General features: G+C 47.2%; 26 protein-coding genes and 3 pseudogenes. 19 read left to right on the top strand and 10 right to left on the bottom strand.

What is annotated here, in order from left to right; translation table 11 throughout:
* Nucleotides 1-595: 595 nt before the first annotated feature.
* From MJO57_RS25665 to MJO57_RS25655, 3 genes and pseudogenes are all read right to left on the bottom strand, one after another.
* Nucleotides 596-859: pseudogene (locus MJO57_RS25665) on the bottom strand (transposase); the annotation flags it as partial.
* 101 nt (nt 860-960) lie between these two features.
* Nucleotides 961-1188 carry a hypothetical protein gene (locus MJO57_RS25660; protein ID WP_252017334.1) on the bottom strand — a complete coding sequence of 76 codons (228 nt, stop codon included), beginning with the start codon at nt 1186-1188 and terminating at the stop codon, nt 961-963.
* 91 nt (nt 1189-1279) lie between these two features.
* The gene (locus tag MJO57_RS25655; protein ID WP_252019838.1) at nt 1280-1447 is read right to left on the bottom strand and encodes a transposase; all 168 of its coding nucleotides are present in this window, start codon (nt 1445-1447) and stop codon (nt 1280-1282) included.
* An 81-nt stretch (nt 1448-1528) separates the two neighbouring features.
* Here MJO57_RS25655 and MJO57_RS25650 point away from each other — a divergent pair.
* The 9 genes from MJO57_RS25650 to MJO57_RS33470 all read left to right on the top strand — a co-directional run bounded on the left by MJO57_RS25650 (nt 1529) and on the right by MJO57_RS33470 (nt 8740).
* Nucleotides 1529-3099, top strand: a protein-coding gene (locus MJO57_RS25650; RefSeq protein ID WP_252017319.1) for an IS3 family transposase whose coding sequence is annotated in 2 segments (ribosomal slippage) — nt 1529-2003 and nt 2003-3099 — 1572 coding nt in all. Because the reading frame shifts where the segments join, the coding sequence is not laid out codon by codon here.
* 214 nt (nt 3100-3313) lie between these two features.
* Entirely contained in the window at nt 3314-4327 is a 1014-nt protein-coding gene (locus tag MJO57_RS25645; RefSeq protein ID WP_252019836.1) for a hypothetical protein, read from the top strand.
* 105 nt (nt 4328-4432) lie between these two features.
* On the top strand, nt 4433-4843 hold the full coding sequence (locus tag MJO57_RS25640; protein ID WP_252019834.1) for a hypothetical protein: 411 nt from the start codon (nt 4433-4435) through the stop codon (nt 4841-4843).
* 48 nt (nt 4844-4891) lie between these two features.
* Nucleotides 4892-5596: an IS4 family transposase gene (locus tag MJO57_RS25635; protein WP_252019832.1), complete on the top strand. Its 705-nt coding sequence runs from the start codon at nt 4892-4894 to the stop codon at nt 5594-5596.
* Nucleotides 5597-5691: 95 nt separating this feature from the next.
* Nucleotides 5692-5949 (top strand): hypothetical protein, encoded by a 258-nt coding sequence (locus MJO57_RS25630; protein WP_252019830.1) that lies wholly within the window; start codon nt 5692-5694, stop codon nt 5947-5949.
* Nucleotides 5950-6123: 174 nt separating this feature from the next.
* Nucleotides 6124-6321, top strand: coding sequence for a hypothetical protein (locus MJO57_RS25625; protein WP_252019828.1), 198 nt, complete (start codon nt 6124-6126; stop codon nt 6319-6321).
* Nucleotides 6322-6355: 34 nt separating this feature from the next.
* Entirely contained in the window at nt 6356-7621 is a 1266-nt protein-coding gene (locus MJO57_RS25620) for a transposase (protein WP_252019826.1), read from the top strand.
* Nucleotides 7622-7700: 79 nt separating this feature from the next.
* The gene (locus tag MJO57_RS25615) at nt 7701-8144 is read left to right on the top strand and encodes a winged helix-turn-helix domain-containing protein (RefSeq protein WP_252019824.1); all 444 of its coding nucleotides are present in this window, start codon (nt 7701-7703) and stop codon (nt 8142-8144) included.
* A gap of 8 nt (nt 8145-8152) precedes the next feature.
* A complete protein-coding gene (locus MJO57_RS33470) occupies nt 8153-8740 on the top strand; it encodes an IS630 family transposase (RefSeq protein WP_371924917.1) in 588 nt (195 codons plus the stop codon).
* 304 nt (nt 8741-9044) lie between these two features.
* Here MJO57_RS33470 and MJO57_RS25605 read toward each other — a convergent pair whose 3' ends face one another.
* Entirely contained in the window at nt 9045-10478 is a 1434-nt protein-coding gene (locus MJO57_RS25605) for a hypothetical protein (RefSeq protein WP_252019822.1), read from the bottom strand.
* 147 nt (nt 10479-10625) lie between these two features.
* On the opposite strand from MJO57_RS25605, the pseudogene MJO57_RS25600 reads away from it, so the two are divergent.
* From MJO57_RS25600 to MJO57_RS25580, 5 genes and pseudogenes are all read left to right on the top strand, one after another.
* Nucleotides 10626-10946: pseudogene (locus tag MJO57_RS25600) on the top strand (DUF6444 domain-containing protein); the annotation flags it as partial.
* Nucleotides 10921-11361, top strand: coding sequence for a transposase (locus MJO57_RS25595; protein WP_252019820.1), 441 nt, complete (start codon nt 10921-10923; stop codon nt 11359-11361). The pseudogene MJO57_RS25600 and the gene MJO57_RS25595, both read left to right, overlap by 26 nt.
* Nucleotides 11288-11752 carry a transposase gene (locus tag MJO57_RS25590; protein WP_252019819.1) on the top strand — a complete coding sequence of 155 codons (465 nt, stop codon included), beginning with the start codon at nt 11288-11290 and terminating at the stop codon, nt 11750-11752. The genes MJO57_RS25595 and MJO57_RS25590 overlap by 74 nt, the downstream gene beginning before the upstream one ends.
* Nucleotides 11721-12056: a transposase gene (locus tag MJO57_RS25585; RefSeq protein WP_252019818.1), complete on the top strand. Its 336-nt coding sequence runs from the start codon at nt 11721-11723 to the stop codon at nt 12054-12056. Before MJO57_RS25590 ends, MJO57_RS25585 begins: the two co-directional genes overlap by 32 nt.
* A gap of 892 nt (nt 12057-12948) precedes the next feature.
* Nucleotides 12949-14226: an IS4 family transposase gene (locus tag MJO57_RS25580; protein WP_256491693.1), complete on the top strand. Its 1278-nt coding sequence runs from the start codon at nt 12949-12951 to the stop codon at nt 14224-14226.
* Nucleotides 14227-14354: 128 nt separating this feature from the next.
* Here MJO57_RS25580 and MJO57_RS25575 read toward each other — a convergent pair whose 3' ends face one another.
* The 6 genes and pseudogenes from MJO57_RS25575 to MJO57_RS25550 form a co-directional block, all read right to left on the bottom strand.
* Nucleotides 14355-14696, bottom strand: coding sequence for a hypothetical protein (locus MJO57_RS25575; protein ID WP_252019817.1), 342 nt, complete (start codon nt 14694-14696; stop codon nt 14355-14357).
* A gap of 469 nt (nt 14697-15165) precedes the next feature.
* The gene (locus tag MJO57_RS25570; protein ID WP_252019816.1) at nt 15166-16278 is read right to left on the bottom strand and encodes a plasmid pRiA4b ORF-3 family protein; all 1113 of its coding nucleotides are present in this window, start codon (nt 16276-16278) and stop codon (nt 15166-15168) included.
* Between the two features lie 51 nt (nt 16279-16329).
* Nucleotides 16330-17370, bottom strand: a complete 1041-nt coding sequence (locus MJO57_RS25565) for an IS1595 family transposase (RefSeq protein WP_252017335.1) — start codon at nt 17368-17370, stop codon at nt 16330-16332.
* Nucleotides 17371-18159: 789 nt separating this feature from the next.
* Nucleotides 18160-18732, bottom strand: a complete 573-nt coding sequence (locus MJO57_RS25560) for a hypothetical protein (protein WP_252019815.1) — start codon at nt 18730-18732, stop codon at nt 18160-18162.
* A gap of 74 nt (nt 18733-18806) precedes the next feature.
* Nucleotides 18807-19184, bottom strand: coding sequence for a hypothetical protein (locus MJO57_RS25555; protein WP_252019814.1), 378 nt, complete (start codon nt 19182-19184; stop codon nt 18807-18809).
* Between the two features lie 132 nt (nt 19185-19316).
* A pseudogene (locus tag MJO57_RS25550) lies at nt 19317-19703 on the bottom strand (transposase); the annotation flags it as partial.
* Nucleotides 19704-19902: 199 nt separating this feature from the next.
* Here MJO57_RS25550 and MJO57_RS25545 point away from each other — a divergent pair.
* The 5 genes from MJO57_RS25545 to MJO57_RS25525 all read left to right on the top strand — a co-directional run bounded on the left by MJO57_RS25545 (nt 19903) and on the right by MJO57_RS25525 (nt 22612).
* Nucleotides 19903-20145, top strand: a complete 243-nt coding sequence (locus MJO57_RS25545; RefSeq protein WP_252019812.1) for a DUF6444 domain-containing protein — start codon at nt 19903-19905, stop codon at nt 20143-20145.
* Nucleotides 20146-20522: 377 nt separating this feature from the next.
* On the top strand, nt 20523-20672 hold the full coding sequence (locus MJO57_RS25540) for a hypothetical protein (protein ID WP_252019811.1): 150 nt from the start codon (nt 20523-20525) through the stop codon (nt 20670-20672).
* The gene (locus MJO57_RS25535; RefSeq protein WP_252019809.1) at nt 20632-20769 is read left to right on the top strand and encodes a hypothetical protein; all 138 of its coding nucleotides are present in this window, start codon (nt 20632-20634) and stop codon (nt 20767-20769) included. Before MJO57_RS25540 ends, MJO57_RS25535 begins: the two co-directional genes overlap by 41 nt.
* 578 nt (nt 20770-21347) lie before the next feature.
* Nucleotides 21348-22034, top strand: a complete 687-nt coding sequence (locus tag MJO57_RS25530) for a reverse transcriptase domain-containing protein (RefSeq protein WP_252019807.1) — start codon at nt 21348-21350, stop codon at nt 22032-22034.
* Nucleotides 21959-22612, top strand: coding sequence for a group II intron maturase-specific domain-containing protein (locus MJO57_RS25525; RefSeq protein WP_252019806.1), 654 nt, complete (start codon nt 21959-21961; stop codon nt 22610-22612). The genes MJO57_RS25530 and MJO57_RS25525 overlap by 76 nt, the downstream gene beginning before the upstream one ends.
* Nucleotides 22613-22617 lie beyond the last annotated feature (5 nt).

Raw genomic sequence — 22617 nt, 5'->3', positions numbered from 1 at the left:
TAGTCGCCAGATAGCAGTAGGGCTCCACTTAATTTTTCAGGATAAAATCTACAGTTTTCAATTGGTTGTGTTTTTGGACGAGAACAATCTAATATAAGTCCTACTTAATACTGTTTTTTTATACAGTATAAGTTAGTTCGTATATGCAGAAAATCAACTGAATGGTTAACCTGTTGTTTTAAATGACAATAAATCAATCTGTAATCACACAGATTGTTTGACCGAAAAATATGCGAATCACAAAATGCGAATCAGAAGAGGCTCTTTTCCAATTCCAGACTGCTATGTAACCAGCAAGTTGACTAAGGGCTGAAGAAGACTTTTGCCTCTTCGGCCAATATTATGCAAAAACTCAAAAAAGCCAAGGTAAAGGGGTAGGCTCTTTTCCAATTCCAGACTGCTATGTAACCAGCAAGTTGACTAAGGGCTGAAGAAGACTTTTGCCTCTTCGGCCAATATTATGCAAAAACTCAAAAGGCTCTTGTAGGATTTCAGACTGCTACTGGGTTGAACATTGCTGAAGCCCTTTATCTACAAAGGTTGTCAGCATATTGTCCGGTAATGTTGCTCAATCCTTGTTTTTCGTGACCTACAGTCAGTTTTCACTGTAGAGCAGTTCGTAATCAAAATAGAGCCACTCAAAAAAGCCAAGGTAAAGGGGTAAAGCCTCTTGGGATATTCCCCTGTGAGGCCTTAGCCACGAGCGTAGAAGTGACCAAAACCCCTCCATAGTATTAACATGCACCTCGTAAATACCGTCTTTGTCATCATCACGAGCATACTCACCTTTGCCGTGACAGACCGTTTTATGTCTGAAGCCCCAGCTTTCAAGGTCATCATAGATGTTGTATTCATCGGTATACGTTCGACAGCATGTTGATAATGACCTGACCTCCCCTTTGAATCATTCCCAATACCGGCGGTTTGTCTTTTTCCAGAGTCCCACGGCCCGGAGCGCCTTTAAGCCTTCTTTTTCTCGGTGGACGATCCAGATTTTTTTAATGCTTCAGGGTGTCCCTTGTGACCAGCTACAATGTAGACCTCGTCGAATTCAACTTCGCCATCAAGAATCACTTCTGGCTTTCGGTCAACAACACCATTTCGTAAGACTGTGGTCATATGGTGTGCATCACTGACACACAGATCAAGTTCCTGAGCTATCTGGCTGTTGGAGACGTTCAGCCCCATTAAATAGAGACAGGCAATCCAGACTTTGAGTGGTCGGTGGTGTCCTGCGAAAACCGTATTTGTCAGGTCATCGAAGTAGCGCTTACAGGACTTACAGTAAGTGCTGGCACTCTACCTGCACATTGTCGTGTCCATTCTTTTTGACATTCTCAGAATCACAGTGCGGACAGAGAACAGTGCCATCTGGCCAGCGGTTCTCACGGATCATCTCAAAGCAGGTGTCATTACTGATGAGATCTGAGATTCGGCCTATATTCATGGTCAATGCCCCCTGTGTCAGCATAGTTGTCGCCTCTCCTGAAATTAGAAATCTCAACAGGGGGCGGTCTATGAGTAATCAATGGCCCGCTATTCAGAAGAGTTCAAAGAGTCCATCATTCAGAAGATGATGCCACCCAATAATGTGCCAGTTTCGCAGTTGGTACGTGAGACTGGTATCTCTGATGTGACCCTGTACACTTGGCGAAAGAAAGCAGTATCTAAAGGAGTGCCTGTGCCGGGCGACGGAAAGAATCCAGATCAATGGACAACTGAAAACAAGTTAGCCGTAATCATTGAAACGGCTGCGTTAAATGAAGCAGAAATGGCTGAATACTGTCGTAAAAAAGGTCTGTTTGCTGAACAAATTCAGCAGTGGAAGGCTGCCTTTATTAACAGTGTTTCTGTCCAGCCTGAAAGTCAGTCAAAACAGCGTAAGGCGCTGTCTGACGAACACAAAAAAGATAAGAAAACCATCAAAAAGCTTGAGCGTGAACTCAATCGCAAGGACAAGGCGTTAGCAGAAACTGCTGCCTTGCTGGTACTCACAAAAAAGGCCCAAGAGATCTGGGGGGCGCCAGAGGACGATTAGTCTCTCTCCCGGATCGACAAAATGCTGTTAGCCTGATTAAACAGGCAGTTAAAGATGGGGCTCGTCAGTCAAAAGCCTGCAAAGCCCTTGGTCTTACAGAAAGAACTGTACAACGCTGGATGCAGGGTGATGACGTGCGCGCAGATAATCGCAAAAATGCTGACAGGCCAGAACCGGTTAACAAGTTTTCTGAAGCTGAGCGACAGGCGATTGTTGACGTCTGTAACAGCGAGCGGTTCAAAAGCCTTCCGCCCAGCCAGATTGTGCCCACATTGTTAGATGAAGGTCTCTATATGGGGTCTGAAAGGACATTTTACCGGGTGTTGGAGGAAACAGGGCAACAGCATCATCGGGGCAGTGCTGCCAAGCCAAACAGGTATAAGCCAACGTCCTGGTGTGCTACCGGACCCAACCAGGTCTGGTCCTGGGATATTACCTATCTGCGCTCTCCGATACGGGGGCAGTTTTATTACCTGTACCTGGTGATAGACATCTTTAGTCGTATGATTGTTACATGGGAAATTCATGAAACCGAATCAGCTGAGCATGCATCAGAAATGATCACTAAAGCCTGTATCAAACAGGGAATTGCAGCCTTGGAGTGGCCACTGGTTCTGCACTCAGATAATGGTAGTCCCATGAAGGGTGGCACTATGCTGTCAACACTGCAGCGTCTTGGGGTCGTGAGCTCATTCAGTCGTCCCCGGGTCAGTGATGATAACCCCTTTTCCGAGGCCATATTCAGAACCCTGAAATACCGCCCTGGTTATCCGCGCACGCCATTTGCTGATCTTGAAGCAGCACGTAGCTGGGTGCATGGTTTTGCCCAATGGTACAACGAAGAGCACAAGCACAGTGGGCTGAAATTTCTGACACCCGGGCAAAGGCATCGTGGTGAAACCAAGGTGCTTATGGCTAACCGCAGAAAGGTTTATGAACAAGCCAAAGAACGTCACCCAGAGCGCTGGGGAAAGAGGTCAACAAGGAACTGGGATCTGGCTGATGAAGTCTGGTTGAATCCCGACAGACCTGCTGATGATCAACTAAGCAAAGCCGCTTAAGTTGAGGCGACAACTATGTTGACAAACACCGGAATCAACTGTCCAATACAGTGTTTAGACCATTTTTTTATAGGCAAGTTCAATAAACTGGGAAATTAGTACAGCTAAACAAACCCATTGACATAGTCCATGACAGGGTGTGTGGGTTTTGTCAGGAAGGAACTTTATAATGAAGGAGTGGTCTTAAGCTGCAATTCAATAATTGAATAATTCAATGGAACCCTCAACCAAGTTGCCGTTATTCGATCTTGCTTTATCTGATCATTGTTTGGGATTATCTGATTCATTAGGGCAAACGCACAGATTTGGACTCAGTGAGCAACAAGTTACGTATAATGGAATGTCTGTTCAGACGGTGGACTCTTCTTCTGTTTACCATAACCAATCAGTTACACCCAAAGATAATGCTGATTCTTTTAACTCATTGAACGACCTTGATATTGAACATCTAACACTTTCCGGTACAAATGACTTTATCGGTGCTGATATTCCTAACATATCAGAATCCATACTTGATGAATATATACCCTGGAACCCTGAAAATGGACCCGTAAATGATACGCAGTCATCAATTCCAGACATGCCTTTTATTCTGCAGGTATGCTTACCGGGGAGTGAGCCTGAAATCAGTGCGCCAACAATAGTGAGTCATTTGAATCCGGATGATCAGTTAATCAATCTTTCTGTCGAATCCACTCACCCACAAGCTTTACGACCAGCAACTGTAGTTAATCCCCTAAACCTGGACCAAAGGCCCCAGGCCGAAGAAATTGATGGTAACGCTTTGGTTAAGTGCCCAAGTCAGGGTTGTCGTGAGGATTGTCGTGAGGATTCTGACTACGTAGGGCGACGAAGGGAGTACCGAAGAAAGTACCAGAGAAAGTACCAAAGGGAGTACTACCATAACAATCCCGATTATGCAGAGCGCCGAAGGCGACGCAGAACGGAGCGTTACAAGAATGATTTCGATCACGCAGAGCGGGAAAGAGAGAACCAAAGAAAGTACCAAAGGGAGCGCTACCATAACGATCCTGATTATGCAGAGCGCGAAAGGGAGCGCAAAAGAAAACGCCAAAGGGAACTTCGTAAAGATCCCATTTACGTTGAGGGGCAAAAAATCTATACACAAACTTACAATAGAGTTATTAAACAAAGCCTTAACAAAGAAGAAGCTGCAAAGCAAGCTGGCATTGCAAAGAGGCGGTACCTTCAATTCATCAAGAGATAACCTGTCTTACCCTGAGAGAACGGTGAGCAATCAGAAGGTAAGGTATGTACTCAAAAACTAATATTTTGAGGAAAATACCGTCTCTACAGTCTACCTTTCAGGTTCATGAATACATCGCTTGATAACCTTTCTACTGAAAAGCTGCTTACCTTCATAACTCAGCAGCAGGAACACATTGTTCAGCTCCAGGAACGGATAAAGATTCTGGAAAACGAAATCACTCGCTTGAAAAAGCTGAACCCAAAGCCCGATATAAAGCCAAACACCAAACCATCTGATAAGCACGACGATAGCGGTAATAATAATGATGACTCACAGAGTCACGATCATGAGTCAGATGAAGAACCAGAGTCTGATGACTCCGAACTATCTGATGGAAAAAGTGATGTCGATAAACCCAACCACCATACTAAACGACAAAGCACTAAACCGGATAAACCACCTGTTACTGAAGAAGCCGTGATCGCTCCGGATTCCATTCCAGAAGGTTCTACTCGTCATGGGCCTGTCTCTTGATCACAAATAGCTACCTTGTTCTATCATTTCTCACTGATAAAACAGGTCATGCTTCCACTTTCTCCTAAACCATGGTCAGAACTAACTTTTGGATGTGCTGATTTGGGTGATACTCGACGTACAAAACGACTTGTCAAAGTTGCTGCCGAGCTTTCAGCTCATACCGGTAATTCTTTGTCATCTTCATGCGAAGGTTATACCGCACTGGTAACTGGAGCTTACCGGCTGATTGAGAATGAGGCCGTAAAGCCTGAAGCAATAGCTGAGGCAGGCTTTCAGGCAACTGCCAAAATAGCGAGACAGTCTCGCCTACTTCTGGCTCTCGAAGATACAACAACCCTGGGTTATAAACATGCTGTCAGATCCGAGCTTGGTGATCTTGGAGGTCCTGAAGGCTCTAAAACCAGAGGATTCCACGTCCATCTGTCTTCTTGGTTGATGCGGATACAGAGCGAAGCATTGGGCTTATTGATCAAGAGACGATGGGTTAGAGAGGACGTTCAGCGGGGGAAAAAGAACCAACGTCGTCAGCTACCTTACGAGGGAAAGGAAAGCTTTAAGTGGCAAAGAGCCTCTGAAAACACAGAACAAAGGATGGGGGGTAAAATGCCTGACATCATCAGTGTTTGCGACCGGGAGGCGGATATATACGAATATATGCACTACAAACTGGATAACCGACAGCGGTTTGTTGTAAGAGCTACACAAAACAGAATCCTGGTGGATGCGAACTCTTTATTATTGATTCCTTAGCTCAGACTGAAGTGTTGGGGAAATAATACGATAGTGGTTCCTCAAAAAGGAGGTAGAAAGAACGAAAGGCAACGCTGCAGGTCAAAAGAAAGAAGATGACAATACAGGCGCCGCAAAGGCCAGGCGGCAGGCCGGAACCGGTAACTATGAATATTGTGTCGGCTGAAGAGATTGGCATGACTCCGAAGACCGTTTGCACTGGGTACTATTGGACAACTGAAGATATTGAAACATTCGAAGACTGTCGCTCTATCATTCGATTTTACGAGCTCCGATGGCGAATAGAAGAGTTCCATAAGGCTTGGAAATCGGGAGCAGGAGTAGAAAGGCTTCGTCCTGCAATCTCCGGATAACATTGAACGACTTGCGGTCATATTAATGTTTGTCGCTGTCAGACTAATGCAAATCCGTGAAGCATTAATGTTACCGAATGACAGGCAGCACAAAGACAGAAAGCTTTGGAGTGAAAAAAACACTCGCGAATGAGGTGGTCAGTGATGATGAATGGCAGGTTCTCTGGCTAACCTATGAAAAAAAAAGCGTTGCCCGATAAGCCGCCAACAGTCACTTGGCTGCTTCAAACGATTGCTCGGCTTGGTGGTTGGGGTGATTCAAAGCATACAGGGCAGCCCGGCTGGTTAGTGGTATGGGAAGGCTGGGCGAAATTGCAGGATCGGGTAAAAACCTGGCAGATAGCCCGGCAGTTCAGCGCTGGAGAGATGTGATCAAGAGTCAGGTCATGGGCGGGATGCGTTTTATGTGCAGGAGCTGGAGCTTCACTCCAAAACGATCTGTTACTGGCTTGAGAAGTGGGTGACTCCCGACGGTAAAGTCATCAGCGGTCTCCCGCCGAGCGCTCTTAATGGTCATCATTTCGGCCCGCAACTCCGAGCATTCATTTTGCATCAGTATTTCGCCTGTGGCGTAACACAGCCACAGCTACTGGAGTTTCTATGGGATATAGGTGTTTCTATCTCGTCAGGGGAGCTCAGTAACCTGATTACCAAAGGCCACGAATCATTCCACCAGGAAAAAGACGATCTACTGGCGACAGGCATCCGTTGTTCCCGTTACCTGCAGACAGACGACACCGGGGCGAGACATCAAGGACAAAACGGTTACTGTACTGTCATTACCAATGAGTTGTTTACCTGGTTCGGTACCACAGAGAGCAAAAGCAGGGAAAATTTCCTGGCATTACTGCATCGCCCGTACCGGACCTATGTGCTGAATGCAGAAGCCATCGGCTATCTCAGGGAGCATAAATTCGCAAAGAAATGGCAGCGTGTACTGGCGCAATATCAGGATGTCCACTTCCTGAGTGAGAAAGCCTGGAAAGCCTTTATGAACGACATCGGTCTCACAGGCTCCAGGAATCGCCAAAGAGCCAGTGAAGCCATGTTATACGGAAGCCTGATCAGCCACGGGTTCAATCTGGTGACATTCAGCGACGGAGCCGGTCAGTTCAATGTATTTGCCCATGCCCAGTGCTGGGTACACGCTGCCAGGCCAATGGAGAAAGTTATTCCGGTCAATCGCCAGCAGGTCAATGCCCAATACTGGTGCCTGAGCTGGTTCTGGAACATTTACCGGGATCTAAAGGCCTTTAGAGAATCTCCTTCGGGTGAGAAGGCAGCAGAGATAAGAGTCGCTTTCAAAAGTCTGATCCAGACACAAACCGGTTGCTCAGGTCTACAGGAAGCGCTGGCAGGTCTTGCTGTAATTGAACAGGAATTGTTGATGGTTCTGGATAACCCGGTACTGCCTCTTCATAACAACCTCAGCGAAAGCCAGATAAGAGAACACGTCAAACGGCGTAAAATCAGTGGTGGCACCAAAAGTGAGAGCGGCCGACGGAGCAGAGACACCTTTGCAAGCCTCAAGAAAACCTGTCGACAATATGGGCTTTCATTCTGGCACTATTTAACAGATAGGCTTACAGGTAGCGGAACATTCCCGAGATTGGCTCAGAAAATCGAGAGTGCTGCGCAATGGTTGTCGTGTGGATCAAGTACGGCTTTTTGAGTACATATTGTTGATCTGCGACAATTATAGGTAACTATTGACGTATGGTATTATCCGCTACCTTATAAATGAGGTAGTAATGAACAACATTGACGGACGCAGACTTTCCGATTCCATCAGGGAAGAAATTCGATTCAAAGCCATAAAAGACTGGCATTCTGGCATGAATCCTACAAATCTTGCTCGAAAGTATGGCACCTCAAGAAAAATCGTCTATCAATGGATTGATCGTTATAACCAAGAAGGCTGGGATGGCCTGAAAACCCGGACAGGTAAAACTGGACCCAAGCCCAGGCTATCGCAAGAGCAGGAACAGCAGCTTAAGATATTACTGAGAACTCGAACTCCTATTGATTATGGTTACCAGACGTCACTGTGGACGAGCCAAATCATCACCACTCTGATTGAAAAGACCTTTCAGGTTAAATACGTTCCTTCTGGAGTTGCCAGGCTCTTGAAACGCTTGGGCTTCTCTCCACAAAAGCCTCGCTGGGGAGCGTGGGAACAGGATAAAAGAAAGTAGAAGAATGGCTGAACGTCCGTTACCCGGCGATACTCCAGCAGGCAGAAGAGCAAGATGCAATCATCTTCTTTCTTGAAGAATCTACAGCAAAATCCGAGTGTCACCGTGGTCGAACCTGGGGCATAAAAGGTCTAACCCCAGTTGTAAAAACAACAGGCTCCAGGCATCGGTTAAACCTTATTTCAGTTGTGAGTTCAGAAGGTTGCCTGAGGTACAAGACATTCACCGGGAAAATGGATCGGTTTATGTTTGTTAAATATCTAAAGTCACTGGTTCGCAGCGTTGATAAGCCAGTGATCATAATCACTGATGGACATCCTGCACACCGAGCGAAGTATACGAAAGATTACGTAGAACAAGAGCCGAAGTTGCTGGGCCTACACTTGCTGCCAAGCTATTCCCCGGAGCTGAATCCTGATGAACAGGTCTGGAATCACCTGAAAGAAAAGCTTGGAAAAACCGCTTTGAAGACCAAAGCTGACTTTATAGATTTCATTCGCAGCAAAATGAGAGCACTGCAAAAAATGCCAGAAGCGGTAAAAGGTTTCTTCAGGTTGCATAACACAGGTTATGCCTGCAGGCAGTGTTACCTATAATAGTCATAAATCAATACAAGGTAAGAAGATATTTGTTGCTGTCCTCCAGACAGGCAAACAGTAAATAATTAATAGTCATAGCAATTTTTTATGTTTGTTTGCTATAAATATTGAATGGGTGTTCAAAGGAGGAACTTTTATAAGAAACTACAGCCAGTAACTGCAATTCAGTAACTCAGTAATTTAATGGATCACTTCAGTAACGTGACTTCAATCAAATCACCTGATCATGGTCTTCATTCTGGCTCAGTAGCTTTATCAGAATATTCGTTTCAATTGGGTGAAAGTCTCATATTGATGAGTACTAACGTTCAAGATCACCCTTCCCTGATGAAAATGGAATCACATTATCACTGACCATATTTACCTTAGCCCGGTACGTTACCGACAGCAGCATCCAGCCACAGTCGAACCAACCACTTTGAATTAGTGACCTGAGTGTCAGAATGCCTTGCCCCCCGGGACACCGCCAACGCATTCCCGAACACTTCATTCGCTGTGTAACCAGCGTTTTACAGGACGCCTCAATGACCCCTGAGCCTATGGGCAGGTTGCGCGACAGGTGTTCTGCATAATTCATCCGTAACCGGTTTTTTCTGAAGTACTTTAACTCTGTCTTTAATTTCGATCGGCGGGGATGCTTGCTATGCTGGTAAGCCAGTGCCTTGATTATTTTTTCAACCCCACCCGGCTCCTCCTTCAGGATATGTCGGTAGGTGCTGAATTTCTCTTTGGACTTCGCGCTATTTTCACCGTAAGCCAGGTCAAATGCCTTCTTCAGGTGTTCTGCCGCATGGTAATAATCAACAATTTCTTCTCCCTCCGGTAGCTCTTTGGTGAAGTATGTCCAATTGTCCCGGGCTCCATCTGCCACTTTGACCAGAGTCAGATTTGGCTTTTGCTGAAGCACCTTATCCAGAAGGTTTGAAAGGGATTTTTTCAATGTCGCTTTCTTGCTTTCAGGCATTCGTCCCATCCTGATCGTAGAGAGGCGATCTCCCTGGTCATCGTAAAACGACAGTGTTCCACAACTGGCCTCCTGACAACCTGCTGGCCCTCGGGTACGTTTGCCATCAGCAACACTCTTTTCACGTTTCTCCTGACGCTTGCCGTCTTTCATTGGTAGCATCACACCGTCAAGGGAAGCAGCTACCGTCACCGCGTCAGGCGGTACTGTGAGATTCTCCGCGAGAAGGGTCTCGAAAGGGTCAAGGTGCTGCTCCCATTGTTCGTTGAGTTTTTTGGGAAGACGTGCCAGAGAGCTGGTTGAGGGTGACATATTCCCCATTAGATCGAGTAAGCTTTTTACGTCCGCGGGCGGCAACTGGGCAACCATCCATGCTGCTTGCTTCGCAGCCTTTGGTAACCAGTAGCCTTCTACAACGCCAGCCTTGAGCTCTAAAGGGACAATGCACTTATCCCCGGCATTGCGGTAGAGGCTGCGCAATACCCGGACAGGTCCTGCTGCTGACTGGTAGGTTTGATAGCTGCGTAATGCCTGGTGATACACGACCCCATTCACTTCGATAGAAGCTTTATTGATGTCTAATTTTTGCAGTTCTTCTGCCAGTATTTCTCGCTCCGCCTGAATAAAGAGGGAGTGAATCTCGTTTTCATGATCCTCAAAATGCTGGATTGGATTATTGGACTGACGAAGGAGGGTCAGTTTTTGCTGCAGTTGGTCAATAGCAGGACAGGAATCATTGGCGACTTTGGTTAGTGGCTGACATACTTCCATCGGAGCGGCCTCTCACAGTTGACTCTTTGTTTGCTGTTAGAATCATAGCTGTGTTTGGCTGCTCTCCATTCAGTTTGAAAAATTTGGTGTTACGTCTGTTTGCTGTAGCTCAAGGCCTGTGGGTGTGATCAATATGAGACTTTCACCCAATTGGAAGAAAGGGTTAGCAAGAACAGTCAAAACAGCAGTAAGCCACCATCGTCTGATGGTTACCAAAAACCTTGTAAAAGCAGTGATTCCACAGATAATCCCGCCGATACCGATGAAGGTGCTGATGCATCAAATAATGACAAACCCAATCCAAAAAGTCTGAGACAGTCTTCCGACAATAAATCCGGTGGACAGAAAGGGCATCAGGGAACTTGCCTCAAGCAGGTCGATAACCCTAATTATATTGAGTTCCTTCAGGTTAAAGAATGCCATAAATGTCAGGTTTCTCTCCTTGATAAGGAGTCGGTCATATATTGAGCGACAGGTGTTTGAGCCAGGAAAGCTTGGTGAATTTGAAGTAACTGCCTATAAATCTGAGGTCAAAATCTGCACATGTGGTTGCAAAAATCAGGCTAAATTTCCCGAAGGTGTAACTGCAGCCGTGCAATATGGCCCAGCTACTCAGGCTGTGGCCGTCTATCTTAACCAATATAATTTCGTACCGTATAAGCGTGTGTCAGAGTATTTTAATACGCTCTATAAGATGAGTGTCAGCGTTGGAACGGTAGCCAATTTTGTGGCCAGGACCCATGAAAACCTGGCCTCTACTGAGGATGTCATTCGTGACGCCTTGCAGGAAACGGCAGTTGCCGGAGTCGATGAAACTGGCATGCGGGCCGAAGGCTCTCTTTGCCGAAGGCTCTCTTTATTGGTTACACGTTATGCGGGATGACCAATGGACACTTTACTACCTGGCTGAAAAGCGGGGTCGTGAAGCCATGGATGCGATGGGCATACTACTTACATTTGTCGGCGTTCTGGTTCATGATCATTGGAAATCCTACTTTTCATATGCGGCAGTTCACGTTCTTTGCAATGCCCATCACCTGAGGGAGCTTTTGGGCATTGTTGACCGGGACGGCAATCAACTGGCGTTACGTCTGATGAAATTGCTCAGGCTTTCCTGGCATTATTTCAAGGGCTTTAAGACCATCGGTATGCTACAAATGCCGGGTGTTATCCATGAACGTATTGAGAAGATTTATGACCGCTTACTTCAGCGGGCATTAACGAAAAAAGTCGCCTACCTATATGGAGAAACAGCGGCAAGAGCTCGGCCGTAAGAAAGTCAAAAATACCAAAGCCTACAACCTCTTCAAACGACTCATTGAGTTCAAAACTGAAACACTGCGGTTCATGTCTGATTTTACAATCCCCTTCGACAACAATGGTAGTGAACGGGATATTCGCATGGCCAAGTTAAAGCGGAAAATCTCAGGCTGCTTCAGGAGTGCGGACGGAGGTGCTTTTTTTGCACGGATTCGGAGCTATCTGTCGTCAGCTAGAAAACAGGGTATGGATATATACCAGTCACTACTTAGAGCTGTTCAGAATTACAGCAATATGCCTTTGCTGGGTGCTGAATAGTTACGAATTAACAGATGATACCGTTGAATCCGTAATGCGAGGAGGTCGTTGTAGATGGCGCATTGAAAATTAAACGTTTAATACCCTGAAAAATCAAGGCTATCAACTTGAGCACAATTACGGTCATGGCGAAAAACATCTGGCTACGAATTTCGCCTACCTCACTTTTCTGGCATTCCTGGTTGATCAGATACAGGAACTGGCTTGTCCAAAATTTCAACAGGCTTTAAATAAGCCAAAGAAGCCTACACGCAAGCGATTATGGAGAAAGATCACCAGTTTCTTTCTCACGTTGATGATTGATAGCTGGGACAGTTTGTTTAAAGCGATTGCCCATGGTGCTAAAGCACAGAAGATAGCTTTTGACACATTATGAATACACCGGTTTTCAGGTTAGGTCCTCTGACGTGTATTCGTCGGGAGTCGCTGCCACCTTTAAAGACGAAGCCGAAGCACCGGAGCATTACCAGCAGACGAAAAACCTGCTGGTAAGTTACGATATCAATCCCCTGGGCTTTTTCTGATCCATAAATCAATTGCCGGTTGACGTTTATTCAGCCGGCGTTTATCAACCCTGTATTCTAAACAGGTGACCCTGCCGATAACCGTTATTACTATCATTTATTAAGACGCCAAGCCATGTCATGATCGACAGGCTTTTGGATCAGGGAGAGTAATAACGATGACCACTCAATTCTCCAGCCATCTTACTCTGGATGATGTGTCGTATAGCGTTACCGATGCTGAGCCTCTTAGGGTAGACATTAAGCTCAAAAAAGGTTCGTTTCCGGCGGCAGAACCCACCTTGAACAGCCACAATAAAGCTTCGAAACCATTATCAATGGCTGAACAAGATGAGTACTGCAAATAGTAGATTAGTTGAAAAAAACTGTTGACCTGTTTCGACCGGTCAGAACTCCTAAGTATGGCGGAACAGCTTGGTTTTACTATACGACAGCGAGATATCCGTCCTTTGGATTTTATCCTCTCACTGATCGATGCCCTCGCTGGTGATGGAAACTGCGATACCCAGGCGGATCTACACCGTAAATTTAACGAGTTGACGGGGCTGAATGTCTCTTATCGTTCTTGGGCAAATCAAGCTAAAAAGGACGCGCTGCCTACTCTTATCCTGTGGCTATGGGTGCAGTGTCTGGAAATATTTTCCCGCAAAGTCATGGCGTTTGATGAAGACAGTCCATTTTCAGAGTTTGAGCACATTCTGATTCAGGACGGTTCGTCACAAGCTGTCTATGATGCCCTGAAAGAAGCATTTCCCGGCAGGTTCTCAACGGTCAGTCCTGCTGCCGTCGAGCTTCATACGACAATGGATCTTCTCACCAACAACCTGGTGCGGGTGCAGCTGACTGAAGATACCCGTTCAGAAAGAGACTGTCTGCCACCACTGCCAACATCCATGGCCTATATCCTGATGCTAATGGATGCCGGTTATTTTGAGCTGGAACTCTTTGCCGCTATTGATGACAGGGAGGGTTCTTTTATCTGCAAGGCACCTCAGAGTATCAACCCGACGATACTCAGCGCGGTACGGGAGGATGGCAAGAATCTCAATCGCTACAAAGGACAAAAACTGAAGGATGTACTGTCTGGCTTCCCCAAAGACCAGTGCCTCGACCTGGATGTAGAATGGCCGGGATTCAAAGCCTGGCCATTCCGCTTGGTTGTCCGCTGGAATGACAAAAAACAGAAGTGGGTTTTCGTTGTGACCAACCTGAACCGGGTGGAGTTCACCTTGAGTGATGTGCTCCAGGCCTATCGTCTACGGTGGCAGATAGAGCTGATTTTCAAAGAGATCAAATCCTATTCAGGGTGGCATCGTTTTAACACCAAATCAGCGACACTGGTGTTTAGCCTGATTCTGATGTCCTTTGTGGTTGTGACGTTGAAAAGGTACCTTGCCCATGCTGCACAGGCGAACCTCTGTGAAAGTGGGAGCATTGAGGAAATCTCGACGCACAAGGTGATGAAAAGTGGGACTCACCTGTTTGGTAATGTGATTTCATCGTTGATGAATGCAGGAAAGTCATTGGTCTCATGCATTAAAAAGCTACTGGACTTCTGGGGAAATAATGCGAAACGAGAACACCCTGCACGGGATGGTTGTTCAGGGCGTACAAGATTAGGCCTTTGTGCGGTGGGTGGGGCTTAATGTCTACCTTAAGAGTATCCACTACCTCTCCCAGGTACTGGCGGGCTGTGGGTCTTCATGAATTTCCCGTGGACTTTCACCCATAGGATTGGTGGGTTCCCGCATGAAAACCCGACACATATCCCTGGTTAATAAGGTGGGTACGCCAGCAGTCCCGCCTTTAATGCACCTTCTACTGTTCCATTCACGTACTCTTCACCGGGAAAGAATATTTCCTCACTGTCGTATCGTTCAGAGGAGTATTTATAAATCGCAAAAGACCAGTCATCTTCTCCGCCGTTGAACTTCAACCGGCAAACCTGTCCAGGTCCATGGGTGTCAATTTTATCGAGATACAGATATTCCCCCCGGTATCTTTCCTGATACTTACAACCATTCTCATTGTTGAACCTGTCAATAATATTCGCAACATTGTTCTTTATGGTTTGGGGGATTTTCACTACCGCCTCCAGATCATTGTTCGCCGACACCAGAATCAAATGTAAGACAGATTCGAAGCATTGCAAATCCTGTTATTACTGATCAGGAACTGAAAGTGACAACCGCTCTTTCTCCAGAGCGTTGATACGTCGTTTCAGCTTGCGAATCTCCCGGTCAATATCATCCTGTCTTTTCTTCAACTCTGGATATCGGGCATTGGGTCATACCTTGGCAAAAATGATTTCAACGGATGTTTGAGAGTCGGGCTTCCTCTTTGAATGAGCCCCAGAATAAACACGCGCCCTCACTTTTTCCAGAATAAGTCTGTGGATAAGTTGTTGGCAGGTTGTGTTTACACTGTCAGTAGTTCGTTATAACCCGTTGCAGTACGTGCCTGTCGAATTATTACCCCCTGTTTCAGTTATCCGGAATTTGTGTGGAAAAGATTGTGGATAAACGGTTAGGGAATAAAGGCAGCCTTTCAGACAGGCGGGGTAAGAATAGCTGGTTAAATATTGATCAATCAAAATCCTCATATTCCGGATACTGCTCCGGCGCTTCACCTTTACGTTCGATCACCTGGATATCAGGCGTACTCTCCTCACTGCCGTGCATGACCACGATGTCAAACTCCCAGTTATCACCATAATCAAAGACAAAGGTGATCTTCATTCCGGGAACCGGCTCAAGTTGACGCAGCCGGGTTTCAGTCACGCAGGCATCGCAGAAATCCACTGCAGGATGACCAATCATCCGGTCGGCACCAAATGGGCTCAGATACTGAAAGTGGTAAAGGTGGTCACAATCAAAGTCAAAGGCGTCAAGGATGGCTTCTGCCAGATCTTCAAGCAGGATGTCAGCGGATACTTTCAGTGTACGGGTGCACTGACTCCCCAAAGCAACGGACAGGACATAACTGGCAGCAATCATCGGCTCCGGTAGTTCCAGGTTTTTTTGAACATCTGGCCGAATTGCTTTTATCGCGGGCAGCAGATTGATGTGTTCATAGTCGTCTTCATATTCATCGTCTTTCAGCGAGTCGATAAACCCTCGCCGACAGGCGTTTAAAAACAACTGCCCCCAGGGCGTTAATTTCAGGAAATGGATTTCCCGGTTGCTATCCTCAAGCTGAAATTCAGCCATCCCGGCCATTTTGAGAATGGTCAGGTTGAACGCCTTACCCCTGCGTAACCAGAAGCCCGGATCCCTGGCCGCTTTGCCTCGCCATAGATCGGTCTCGCCGTACATCATCATAAAGCCGGGCAGAAAGCGATCATCAATCGAGCTGATGCGCTCCCCGACACTGATGGCATAACCCCGATTAATCCACGCTTCCAGCAGGGAAAAATATCGTTCCATACCATTCATGCCCTGCCAATGCTGGTAAAGCGCCTCGTTGATATGAAGTACTGTATTTCCCCTGCTATCTGGTCGAAGGGTGGCCAGCCCCGAACTGCGACTCAGCAATAAGAGCCCCATGAGCCGGGCATAATTAGTTGTCATTGGTCGTTTCAAGGTCAGTACTTCGGGACTGGAGAGCAAACCGTTCAGTGGCTCAGCCCATTTAACCGGAGGCAGGTTCTTGCTTTTCGAAACCTGAACCGGATTTTTCACCAGGTAATCCAGAAACACATCAACATCCCGGAAGAATACCTGGTGATGGTCCGACAGGGTAAATGCCGGCTAAGTTACCGTTAATGGTTGGAAGCACCAATGTTCAGTAATTCTGCTGATCAACCGGCCAACAGTTAATTTTTTTGCTGCCGTCAGTTCTCGCCTCCAGGCCAGATAATGGGGAAGGTAACGAGTTGCAACCCCTTGGAATACGCCGCCAATCCAGCGTTTTAAATGACTGTGATAAGAATTTACAGTCTGGATGTGGTAGATGCCTTCAACAACATGTTGACCTGCTGATGTCACCAGCTCCTTGAAGACAAATCCAAGCTTGTCAGCAAGTTTTTCGTGAGCGAGGTGTGCATCCGCACAGACCGTGGCCTGTATCGATATGCGGCCATTTAAATGCCTGCACAATTCATTAGCACTTTCGTTTTCTAATACACCGTCAACGGTATTTCGATTACGGTCCCGAGCCACCATTACCGGGACTTTTCGGGCTTTGTTGGGATCATTACCCCGCTTTCGGGTTGGCCGTGGAAGGCCTTCTCTTTGCCCTTTGAAGGATTCACGGAAAAATGTTTCATCAAGCTCAGTAATGCCACAAAGCTCTTCTGCTTGATCATTATTAATCACTTCAAGAAAGCGGTGACGCCAGCGGAACGCAGTTTTCAAGTCAATGGCATTCTCAGCAGCAGCTGGTCGCAAGACCATAGAGTGAGTCATACCTGCGAGGTACTTGTTCCATTTTTCAGGGTGCCTGAGCCTTGCCAAAGGCGTTCCACTAAAGGCGTTAAACGTTGAGTCGCAAGTCTTGCAGTGGTAGCGCTGTCGGCCATTTCGTATGCCCCAGCGACCAACGCTATGGCTTTTGCATTTGGGGCACCTGGGGTTTTCGGCAAATTGGGCAAGTATGCTCTTTTCTACGTCAGGTGTTGCATTATCGTTATTGGGTATAGATTCACTGTAAACAGGTTCAGAGTCAGTGGTTTCTACTACCTCGGTAACCTCTATTTGAGTACTAAGGAGCGAGTTGTTAAGAATGTCTCGCTGTTCACTGGTTAATGTTGAAATGGAATCAATAAAATTCTGGAAGAGTTCAGATTGCATATCACTCCCCTACAACGTAGATTTTATGGGAGTTTAGCTGATTCAACCATTAACGGTAACTTAGCCGTAAATGCCGCTATGGCTTCTGCCGTTTTTGGTTCAAATAACATTGGCTTCATTCTTATTGCTAACTCAGTTTTGTTGACGTAGATCAATTATTTAATTGCGGTAAATACGTAGTCTGTGCTCATTCATTGAGTGATTGCCGAAGTCGGTAACGATTGTTTCGGGGCTTGGTAATAAGAACACCAAATACTCACTCTCTGCCTAAGAATAAATACCCTTAATTCCCGCTTAAGAATGGATAGCTGATCGGATACTCTGTACCAGAAGCAAATTTGTACAGTTTTCATACAGGGTCGATAAAATGCTATCCAAATCAGCTCGTATTCATGGTGCAACCTGTGTGTTTTGCGTTCAATTATCACCCTTTAGGTAAAGCAGGGCTCCACAGCACTCTGTGTTATTCGTCAAGTCGGCAATCTTGGACTGATCAGCTGCAAATCGGCGGAGGCTTCATGTCCAGCCTGTTGCTGATCTCCAACAGCCATCCAAGATCTGCAGCCGTTTTGACGAACCACAATGTCCACTTTTTACCGCTATAGGTTAACCGGCCCACTGACCGGATCACTTTCCTGATCAGCGGGCGAATACCATGTCTTCTCTCTTTCTCTGGCAAAGCCTTGTACTGCAAAGCTCTCAGTAAAATCTGTGCCATTTGACCACAGGCGTAAAAAGCCTGATTGGCGTGAAATGAGCGACAGGGTGGATGGTGCAAATCCAGATCAATCAGTGGACCTTTCTGGGCATTCTCCTGCCCCTGCTTCTCCCGTGGCGACGCACCAGTTCTGCCAACGGCAGATCAGAGCGGCTGACCAGTATCACTGAGTAGCGGGGCACTGCCAGCCACTGTTTTCCGTCATGCCAGCGGCGGGTCACGACATACGTCTGCTGACGGTTCCACCCGGCAGGCTGGTGATAAGACAGGATCGCCTCTTCTGTGTTGTCACTGCGGATAGGCGTCCAGGCACTTTTGGGTAAACCCTCAATACAATCGAGTACTGGACGGCAGTAGTTGTCATTGGTGACGCTGATAGAGAAGTCCCACGGACGGGCTTCAAACCATTCCACAATCTGTTTTCTGTAGTAGGCATTGTCCATTCTGGCCCAAACGGGGATGTCGTCACTCACCAAAGGCACGACATCATTCTCAAGCTGCTCTTGCCAGCCATAACAAACGTCAGAAGCCCCCGGGTTGAGGCGGGCACTGGCCCACAGGTGCCCGATAAAAATACTGTGGAGCCAGTACTGCCGACTGCCGCTGTAGCCGACTTTAGCTTCCTGAAACAGATGGCCATCCACCTCAATCTCCGTTCCATCAAGAAAGATCGGAAGGTAACTTTTCTCCTTAACGACGTGTTCAATAACATCGGGGGCTACCTGTCGGCAGAGATCACGATAACGCCGTACAACGCCTTCACAGAATCGGCCTTGAACCGGGAAAGGTACTCTCCCATTCGCCTTGAGCCTCTGACATCTTCGAGGCCAAGCAGACTGACGGTTGGCCTGTCTTTTTGCAGAATATCCATATCAGAAAGGTGTCCGTTACCCGCACAGAAGTTGTAAATCAGTCCCAGCAGGCTGTCTTTATCATCACAACCTCGGTTACGTTTTTTGAGCTGGATATGGGTTGATAACTGCTCAGGCAATTTGAAACGACGGGCAAGGCGGGCGATAAAAAGAGCCCCAGCCATACCGGTTAGTTTAGCGTCAGTGAATTCGATCTCGATTTTTTCAGGCTTGGGAATTATCATCGTACTGCGTCCCTGTGTTGCACCTCGCAGGTGCTTCGTTGTTTGCACAGATATTTTACCTGAACAGCACAGAGGGCGCTCCTTCCAGCCGACACAGCCTTTCATTTTCAAATCATTAAGCGGGACTTAAGGATTAAAAGCTACATCGCTGATTCCCATGGCCTTGGCTTTTTCCAAATTAGCGCGACACGCGTATCCGCCGTCACCGCTTGTCTGGCGAGGTACACGACCATAAATTTCTTTTTGTCTTTCCATCATCGGAATGAATTGGTCCGAATCCGCTGGGTTACCTTCCTCAATAACCAGGTCCAGGATCAATCGACTTTTTCCCTGAACCAGGTTCAGTTTATGGCCATACTGTACTTGCCGCCTGTCTTTTACGATGATATCCGTATGGGGTTCATACAGGCTAACCACTTTTTCCTGGGCTGGCACCTTTTCACCCTTAGAGACCCTGCGCTCTGTCTGGGAGACTATTGCATCCACCAGGGGTAACAGGTGATCCACATCGGCCTGCCACTTGTCGGCATCATCAGCCAGGAGACACTGCCCCTGCTGACGGGCGTTTGCTAGCGTGACAGTAGCTTCGATAAGTACCTTCCGGGATTTTCGGGTCAACTGCAGCAGTTGTAACTGTTCAGCACCCCCACATAAATCTGGAATTTTCTGATTTTTATACCATCCTCTTAAGCACCATTTTTCCACAATATTCGCCAGCATGATTCCAGAACTACCCGCAACTATGTCGGCTGAGATTCTCTTGAAAGAGAATGCAGAGCTGCGGATGAGAGTTGCCTGTCTGGAAGAGCGATGTCGAGAATTGGAAGAAAAGGTTGGCAAGAACAGTCAAAACAGCAGCAAGCCGCCATCGTCTGATGGTTATCAAAAACCTTGTAAAAACAGTAATTCTCCAGATCATTCTGACGACCTTTCCGCGATAAGGTACCGATCCATCGGATGAAAAACCCAATCCTAAAAGTCTGAGACAGTCTTCTGGTAATAAAGCCGGTGGAAAGAAAGGGCATCAGGGCACTTGTCTTAAACGGTCGATATCCCTGACTATATTGAGTACCTTCCGGTTAAAGAATGCAATAAATGTCAGGCGTCTCTTCTTGATAGTGAGCCGGTCAAATATATTGAACGACAGGTGTTTTGAACCAGGGAGACCGGTGAATTTGAAGTAACGGCCCATAGAGCTGAAGTAAAAATCTGCACTTGTGGTTGTCGGAATCAGGCTGAATTCCCGGAAGGTGTTACCGCTGCCGCACAATATGGGCTCAGCCACACAGGCTATGGCCGTCTATCTTAACCAATACCATTTTCCTGCCTTTTAAGCGCGTGTCAGAGTATTTTAATACTCTCTATAAAATGAGTGTAAGTGCAGGCACTGTCGCCAATTTTGTGGCCAGAACCTATGAAAATCTGGCTTCTACTGAAGAGGTTATTCGTGACGCCTTGCGGGAATCGTCCTGTTGCCGGAGCCGATGAAACGGGTATGCGGGCCGAGGGCTCTTTGCACTGGCTACACGTTATGCGGGATGAACAATGGACGCTCTACTACTTGGTACGCCCGGCATGGGCATGAACTGATGGGGTGAAAGTCCCCTGTGGGAGAACCTACATCTGACTGGCGGTAAAGACGCCTGCTGATGACAACCACTAGCTTAAGGCAAGTGCAGTCCCGCGAGGGGCTGTGCGGAGGCAGTCTGAGTGCAAAGGTGCGAGCCGACGTACAGAAATCGCATATAAGGCTGAGTCTCTGGGCGAGTGAGCCAAGGATCACAAAGCCCTATGGTTCGTGAGACACGGTAAATGCGGCGGTTGTGCACTGAAAGTTCATGTCCTTATCCGGGGAGATCTGTTCAACATGCGATTGGTAATTCCCAGTTCTCAGCCACTGGTTACAACAGGCTCGGCGAACAGGTCTCATCATCCTGTTCGAGCAAACCCGATGGCAACCAATAGCGCCAGCAGAGGTAACTCCGCGTGGTGATTGGACAGAAGTCAGCAGAGGCCATAGTAGCTGTACGACAGAAGCCATTAACGGATGGGAAGTCGTTAGCGAAGGGCCGAACATCGACGACAAAGAGGAGACTGATTCCCTCAAGGCGATGCAGCCGTCCGGCGACTCACCGTACTTGGCGACAGAATCTTTAACCAGCTTTGAACCATGATCTACTAAATTGCGTACTTGAACCGGCTAATCTGGCAAGTGCATGGAAACAGGTCAAAAGCAACAAGGGTGCTCCGGGTATTGATGGAGTCACTATTGAAGCTTATCCAGACTTTGCCAAACAGCATTGGCCTTCAGTGCGTCAAGCCTTATTGGACGGAACCTACCAGCCATCACCCGTGCGCCGACATGTTATAGAAAAGCCGGACGGCGGTGAGCGTTTGCTGGGAATCCCTACCGTGATGGATAGGGTCATACAGCAGGCCATTGTGCAGGTGCTGACCCCTGTCTTTGATCCGGGTTTCTCTCCAAACAGCTTCGGCTACCGACCGGGACGGTCAGCACACGACGGAGTCCGTCAGGTTAAGCAGTTGATCAACCGGGGGCTTCATTACGCTGTTGACGTTGATCTGAGTAAATTCTTTGATACGGTTAATCACGACGTTTTGATGTCGAGGGTCTCCCGTAAGGTCCGCGACAAACGCCTTCTGAAACTGATTGGTAGCTACCTGCGCTCCGGTGTCATGATTGAGGGCAATGTCTACCCGACCAGGGTTGGCATGCCACAGGGTGGGCCTTTATCACCCTTGCTGTCTAATGTGTGGTCCTCGACGAACTCGACAAGGAGCTTGAATATCGGGGTCATTGCTTTGCAAGATACTGTGATGATTTTGTGATTCTCGTCAAAAGTCAGCGTGCAGGGGATCGGGTGATGCACAGCATTACCCAATTCATTGAACGCAAATTGAAACTGAAGATTAACTCCCGGAAAAGTAAAGTTGTGAAAGCAACAGAAAGCGAATTCCTGAGTTTCACCTTCACAGGGAAGAAAGTTCGCTGGGCCCAGAAGTGTCTGGACCGATTCAAATACCGGATACTCAAGTTGACCAGTCGTCGCTGGGGTGTCTCAATGCAACATCGGTTACGCAAATTGGCACAATATATCCGGGGTTGGATGGGGTATTTCCGGTTATCGGAATATCACCGACCAATTCCCCTGCTGGATCAATGGATACGTCGGCGAATCCGTTGCTGCTTTCTGAAGCAATGGCGCAAGCCGAAAACCCGTTTTAAGAATCTGGTCAGGTTAGGCGTTGATAAAATTAACGCCGCCAAGATCGCAGCCAGCAGCAAAGGGTATTACCGTCTGAGTAAAACCTATGCGGTACAACAGGCACTGAATAACAGTTACCTCGCGAAAATTGGGCTTGTTTCATTGAAAGACTTATGGATCAGGTTTCACCATCATCGTTGAACCGC

It is taken from the genome of Endozoicomonas sp. SCSIO W0465 (genome assembly GCF_023716865.1).
In the GTDB taxonomy this organism is placed as follows: domain Bacteria; phylum Pseudomonadota; class Gammaproteobacteria; order Pseudomonadales; family Endozoicomonadaceae; genus Endozoicomonas.
Note: the sequence above shows the minus strand (reverse complement) of the source record. Positions and strands in the feature narration are given on the sequence as shown.

Bases quoted from the DNA above. Each gene is read 5' to 3' on its own strand.
- MJO57_RS25660 (WP_252017334.1), bottom strand. From the start codon at position 1,188: ATGGGGCTGAACGTCTCCAACAGCCAGATAGCTCAGGAACTTGATCTG.
- MJO57_RS25655 (WP_252019838.1), bottom strand. From the start codon at position 1,447: ATGAATATAGGCCGAATCTCAGATCTCATCAGTAATGACACCTGCTTT.
- MJO57_RS25645 (WP_252019836.1), top strand. From the start codon at position 3,314: ATGGAACCCTCAACCAAGTTGCCGTTATTCGATCTTGCTTTATCTGAT.
- MJO57_RS25640 (WP_252019834.1), top strand. From the start codon at position 4,433: ATGAATACATCGCTTGATAACCTTTCTACTGAAAAGCTGCTTACCTTC.
- MJO57_RS25635 (WP_252019832.1), top strand. From the start codon at position 4,892: ATGCTTCCACTTTCTCCTAAACCATGGTCAGAACTAACTTTTGGATGT.
- MJO57_RS25630 (WP_252019830.1), top strand. From the start codon at position 5,692: ATGACAATACAGGCGCCGCAAAGGCCAGGCGGCAGGCCGGAACCGGTA.
- MJO57_RS25625 (WP_252019828.1), top strand. From the start codon at position 6,124: ATGAAAAAAAAAGCGTTGCCCGATAAGCCGCCAACAGTCACTTGGCTG.
- MJO57_RS25615 (WP_252019824.1), top strand. From the start codon at position 7,701: ATGAACAACATTGACGGACGCAGACTTTCCGATTCCATCAGGGAAGAA.
- MJO57_RS25605 (WP_252019822.1), bottom strand. From the start codon at position 10,478: ATGGAAGTATGTCAGCCACTAACCAAAGTCGCCAATGATTCCTGTCCT.
- MJO57_RS25590 (WP_252019819.1), top strand. From the start codon at position 11,288: ATGAAACTGGCATGCGGGCCGAAGGCTCTCTTTGCCGAAGGCTCTCTT.
- MJO57_RS25585 (WP_252019818.1), top strand. From the start codon at position 11,721: ATGGAGAAACAGCGGCAAGAGCTCGGCCGTAAGAAAGTCAAAAATACC.
- MJO57_RS25565 (WP_252017335.1), bottom strand. From the start codon at position 17,370: ATGCAATCTGAACTCTTCCAGAATTTTATTGATTCCATTTCAACATTA.
- MJO57_RS25555 (WP_252019814.1), bottom strand. From the start codon at position 19,184: ATGATAATTCCCAAGCCTGAAAAAATCGAGATCGAATTCACTGACGCT.
- MJO57_RS25545 (WP_252019812.1), top strand. From the start codon at position 19,903: ATGATTCCAGAACTACCCGCAACTATGTCGGCTGAGATTCTCTTGAAA.